The sequence below is a fragment of the Caballeronia sp. M23-90 genome, from assembly GCF_053574605.1.
This window is the reverse complement of the sequence record NZ_JBSIPA010000454.1, coordinates 1-5187: the sequence shown is the minus strand read 5'-3', so window position 1 is coordinate 5187 and position 5187 is coordinate 1. Positions and strand designations below refer to the sequence as shown.

Genomic DNA, 5187 nt, shown 5'->3' with positions numbered 1-5187 from the left:
TCGCGGCGAAGGCGCTGCGCATGGCGAGGACGGCGTCATCGGCGAGACGTGTGTCGGCGTCGCAGGTCATCACGATCGGCGTGCTGATCTTTTCGATGGCAGCGTTCAGCGCCCGCGCTTTCCCGCCGTGCGGGACACGAAGCCAGAAGAGATTGGAATAGATCGTCGATGCCGCGCTCAACTCGCCTTCCACTGGCTTGATCAAACCGAAACGTTGCGTGAGAACTTCGGCGGTGGCGTCGGTGGAACCATCGTCGGCGATCACGATTTGCGCTGCGCTGTGGGTCTGGCCGAGCAGCTTGGCAAGCGTGTTCGGCAACACGGCCGCCTCGTTGTGCGAGGCGACGATCACGCCAAGCGCCGGCAAACCCTGTTCGAGCTGTTGACGGTCGAGCGGCTTGGGCCGCTTCACCAGCGTCCAAGATTTCGCGCCGACGAACATCAGCAACAAGGTGTCGTAGACGACATACGCGATCCCCGTCGACCACGCGACCACGCCATGCAGGAAGAACGCGCGGGCAAAAAGAACCATCCAGAGCACGACCACGCTGCCGTGAATCAGCACGCTTGCGACCGTCACCGGACGCGGCGCAATGCGTGGCGATGCTTTCGCAAGCGCTGCTTCAAGCGAGGTTTGTGTGGGTCTGGACGCGTGTTTCGCGGGAAGCGCCGGCGCGGTCTTGAGTTCCATGTCCATTACGGCACCATCCGCGAAATCACCGACTTCCGGTCGATCCATTGATGCTTGAGCGCGCCGCCTACGTGCATCGCGAAAAGTGCGTACAGCGCATAACCCAGCCACGTGTGCAATGCGCCGAAACGATCGTGCAGCGTCTCCTTCAGCGCGGGATCGAGGTTCATTACGTAACCAATGCGCGGCCACGGAATCACGCCGAAAAGGTGCATCGGATGCGAGGCTGCGGCGTTCCAGGCCGAATCGTGCAGCCAGCCTGACAGCGGCAAACCAATCATCAACAGATACAGCAGGAAATGCGCGATATGCGCGGCGACGTGTTCCCATTTCGGAAACGTCTTCGGCAGCGGCGGCGGCCGGTGCGACACGCGCCACAAGATGCGCAGCAGGACCAGCCCGAGCACCGTGATGCCGATGGACTTGTGGGTATCGACGATCGGCCGTATCCAGTTGTCCGGAAACTTTTCTGCCGACACTCCGAGCACGACATTGCAAATGATCAGCACAGCGACCAGCCAGTGCAGGACCATCGCCGTGCGCGTGTAGCGCAGCGGCGCCTCGGCTTCAGGCTGTTTTGACGCCACGTTGGCGGCTTGCGTGGACATTGGAACTCCGTGCGGAAATGGGGTGGATCGACGGTTGTCATGTGGTGGTTCTGCCCATGCAGCCGTGCAGACCGACACTCTTCAAACGCGCCATCGCACCCGTTTATTCCACCGATTCTGAGGGAAAACGCGGACTTGCGTTCGTACCCGATTTGACGGGAAGCGTTCCGTAATATTTCACGGTGTTTCAGGGCTGTGTCTTCGGCACGACGAAATCAAGCACGGCTTGAGCAAACCGCGCCGCCGCCGGGTTCGCCGAGCTTCGATGCGTCACGAGATGAAGCGGCGCTGAAAACGCTTCGTCACCGGCCACAGCGCAGTACACGACGCTTTCCTGCTGGTATCGCTGCATGGACGCCGGCACGAGCGTGATGCCCGCACCTGCCGCCACGAGGTTGATCGCACTCGACATGCGCGGCACTTCGCTCACTACGTCCGGCTTGAATCCGGCTGCTTCGCACGCGCGGATGAAGTCGGCATACATGCCCGGCGCGCCGGGACGTCGAACGAAAATGAAAGATTCGCCGGCAAGCGCCTTCAACGGAACCTGAGGCTGCTCATCTGATCTACGTGGCCGCCTGCCTTTTGGACGCACGAGCAACGCATGTCCGACCGGCAGCACGAGCACCATGCGCTCTTCGTGCAGCAGATCGAAGCGCAATTCCGCGGGCGTCTCGATGGGTTTGCGCAGGATTGCGGCATCGATACGCCCGCTCATCATTCGTTCGATGATCCCCGCAGCGTTGATCTCGTTCAGGTCGATGGCGATATCCGGATGCGCCGCGCGGAACTGACGAATCGCGGCGGTCGCGAGCGGATGGAACGCGGCCGAACTTGTCAGGGCGATTCGCACGGACCCCAATTGTCCGTTTGCCACGCGGCGAGCGTTCGTGACGCCCTGGTCCAGAGCATCTAGCACCGCTTGGGCATCGACGGCAAAAGCCGCCCCCGCCGATGTCAATTCCACGCCGCGCGGCAGCCGCGCGAACAAGGCGAAGCCGAGTTCGCGCTCCAGTTCCTGGATTTGCTGCGATAACGGCGGTTGCTGGATATGCAGCCGCGCGGCCGCGCGCGTGAACTGGCGTTCTTCCGCGACAGTGAGGAAATACCGGAGATGACGCAATTCCATTGATGCTCCTCACATATTCAGGATATATGGCAATGCCATCTCATATGTATTTTACATTTGCCAACCCGTTTCGTACTCTTCGGTTCAAATACAACTAGATAACAAAAGTTTCAGGAGACGTATGGAAACGACCTTCCCTTCAAGCTCACCGGCCTTCCCGCCGACGGCGGCCCCGACGCTGAGCAAATCGCAGATCCGCCGCGCCGTGCTGGCGTCCGTGATCGGCAACGGGCTGGAATGGTTCGATTTCCTCATTTATGGCTACTTCGCGAAGATCATCGCGCATGTGTTTTTTCCGGTCGGTAACACAGCGCTTTCAACCACGCTGACACTCGGCACGTTCGCGGTCGGGTTTATCGTGCGACCGCTCGGCGGGATTGCGATTGGCGCGTACGCCGATCGCGTCGGCCGCCGGCGCACGCTGTCCATGCTCATCCTGCTGATGGCCGCAAGCACCTTGCTCATGGGATTGACGCCGGGATATTCCAGCATCGGCATTGCCGCGCCGCTGCTTGTGTTGCTTGCGCGGGTGCTCCAGGGTTTGTCGGTGGGCGGCGAGTTCGCGACCGCCGCCGCGATGCTCACCGAATACGCACCGCGCGGCAAGAAGATGTTCTTCGGCAGCTTCCAGATGACGTCGCAGGCGGTGGCGCTGGTGTTGTCATCGGCTTGCGGTTATTTGCTGACCACGAATCTCGATCGTGCATCGCTTGAATCCTGGGGCTGGCGCGTGCCGTTCTTGCTCGGCGCTCTGGTCGGGCCCGTCGGGTTCTATATCCGGCACAAGGTCGCGGAATCGCCCGAGTTCGTGGAACTGCGCCAGCGGCTCGGCCATGCGCCGCGCCAGACCATTCGCGGCTTTTTCAAACAACGCAGCGATGCCTCCTTGTGTGCGATGGGCGTGATCATCGTGGGCACGGCCACGAATTACCTGTGGCACACCTTCCTGCCGCTTTATGTCGAGCGGCAATTGCACTTGCCGCTCAAGAACGCGTTGATGGGAACGGCGGTTTCCGGGTTGATCTCAATCGTGGGGTATCCACTCGCGGGGAAACTCGCGGACCGCGTGGGCGCGTTCCGGCTGTTCTTTCCCGTGACGATTGTGTGGGTCGTGATCGCGTATCCGCTGTTCGCGTGGGTGCTTGCATCGCCTACGCCAGGACGGGTGTTCGCCGCGCAAATGGTCGCCTCCGTTGTGCTCAGCCTGATGTCCGGGCCGCACCCCGGCATGCTCACGCAGCTTTTCCCGACGGCAACGCGCTCGACCGGCGTGGCGCTCTCGTACAACATCGCGGTCACCGTGTTCGGCGGCCTCGCGCCGCTGACGGTCTCCACGCTGATTACCCTGACCGGATCGAACATCGTTCCGGCGTACTACCTGATTTTTGCAGGCGTCGTGTCGCTCGCGCTGGTTGGACTGACCCGCTCCGGGCAGCGCCTGCGCCGCGACCCCGAAGCCGTTGCGGTGGATTAAATGACCCTTTTCGATAAACCCCGTAACGAGCAACCGGTCGGCGCCGTCGGCAACGAACGCCTGCGTGTTGCCACGCCTCGCGGGACTGGCGTTGTGCCGTTTTATCGTTCGATGCAAGAACGCGATGCAGCAAATGTTTCGCGCATCGTGGTTCTGTTGCATGGCCGTTTGCGCGATGCCGACGCCTATTTGCTCTCGGCGCAGAACGCGCTGGCGGCGGCATCGACCGATCCGGCCCGCACGTTGTTGCTCGTGCCGCAATTTCTCGCGACTGCGGATATCGGCGCGCACGGCTTGCCTGCCGACACGCTGCATTGGGAGTGGACATCGTGGATGGGCGGCGACGACGCGGTCGGTCCCGCGCCGCTCAGTTCCTTCGATGTCCTCGATGCACTCATTGAACAAATCGCGGATCGCGCACGGTTTCCGGCACTCACCGATGTGGTCATTGCCGGGCATTCGGGCGGCGCGCAGGTTGCGCACCGGTACGCGATCGTCGGGGCGGGATGCAAGGCGCCCGGCGTGCATTGCCGCTATGTGATTGCGAATCCGTCGTCGTATGTGTACTTCGATGCAATGCGCCCTGACGCCCAAGGCATATTGCGTCCCGCCGATACAGCCCGGTGCCCCGGCGTGGACAACTGGAAATACGGCGTGCGACGCGCGCCCCGTTATGTGGAGGCCGCGCAGTTTGAAGCGCTCGAACAACGCTACGCCGCCGCCGATGTGATCTACCTGCTCGGCCAGGAAGATCGCGATCCGCATCACGACGCGCTCGACCGTTCTTGCGCCGCCGCCGCTCAGGGGCCGCACAGGCTCGCACGCGGGCGGTCCTACTTCGCATACCTCAAGGAAAGGCATCCGGCGCTGAGTCATCGATGCTGGGAAGTGCCGGGCGTCGGCCACAACGGAGCCGCCATGCTCGGCTCGCACGAAGGCGTGCGCGCATTGTTCGGCGTGGAAAGGTTGGCTCATGTCATTGCTCCATCCACAGCCGGCGCGACCGACTGAACAGTTTTTGCAAGGCAGCAGTTCATAAACATACGGAGACAGCATCATGAAAATCTACCTGGCCGCTTGCGGCTTATCTCTACTCGCCGCGACGCTTTCCGGCTGCGGCGGGTCATCATCGGATTCGGGCGGCACGCCACCGGCGGTCACAGCCGGCGCGACCGACTGAACAGTTTTTGCAAGGCAGCAGTTCATAAACATACGGAGACAGCATCATGAAAATCTACCTGGCCGCTTGCGGCTTATCTCTACTCGCCGCGACGCTTTCCGGCTG

6 protein-coding genes are annotated in these 5187 nt (G+C 61.9%); 3 read left to right on the top strand and 3 right to left on the bottom strand.

Going from position 1 to position 5187, the window contains the following annotated elements:
- The 3 genes from ACRXB1_RS29730 to ACRXB1_RS29720 form a co-directional block, all read right to left on the bottom strand.
- A partial coding sequence (locus ACRXB1_RS29730) for a glycosyltransferase family 2 protein (RefSeq protein WP_449494077.1) occupies positions 1 to 691 on the bottom strand: 691 nt, incomplete at its 3' end.
- Positions 692 to 696: 5 nt separating this feature from the next.
- A complete protein-coding gene (locus tag ACRXB1_RS29725; protein WP_449494076.1) occupies positions 697 to 1299 on the bottom strand; it encodes a cytochrome b in 603 nt (200 codons plus the stop codon).
- A gap of 187 nt (positions 1300 to 1486) precedes the next feature.
- Positions 1487 to 2428 (bottom strand): LysR substrate-binding domain-containing protein, encoded by a 942-nt coding sequence (locus ACRXB1_RS29720; RefSeq protein WP_449494075.1) that lies wholly within the window; start codon positions 2426 to 2428, stop codon positions 1487 to 1489.
- A 121-nt stretch (positions 2429 to 2549) separates the two neighbouring features.
- Between ACRXB1_RS29720 and ACRXB1_RS29715 the strand changes: the two genes are divergently transcribed.
- From ACRXB1_RS29715 to ACRXB1_RS29705, 3 genes are read left to right on the top strand one after another with little or no spacing between them, the layout of a single operon-like run.
- Entirely contained in the window at positions 2550 to 3902 is a 1353-nt protein-coding gene (locus ACRXB1_RS29715) for an MFS transporter (protein WP_449494074.1), read from the top strand.
- Positions 3903 to 4913, top strand: a complete 1011-nt coding sequence (locus tag ACRXB1_RS29710; RefSeq protein WP_449494073.1) for a hypothetical protein — start codon at positions 3903 to 3905, stop codon at positions 4911 to 4913.
- A 46-nt stretch (positions 4914 to 4959) separates the two neighbouring features.
- On the top strand, positions 4960 to 5082 hold the full coding sequence (locus ACRXB1_RS29705; RefSeq protein WP_449494072.1) for a hypothetical protein: 123 nt from the start codon (positions 4960 to 4962) through the stop codon (positions 5080 to 5082).
- Positions 5083 to 5187 lie beyond the last annotated feature (105 nt).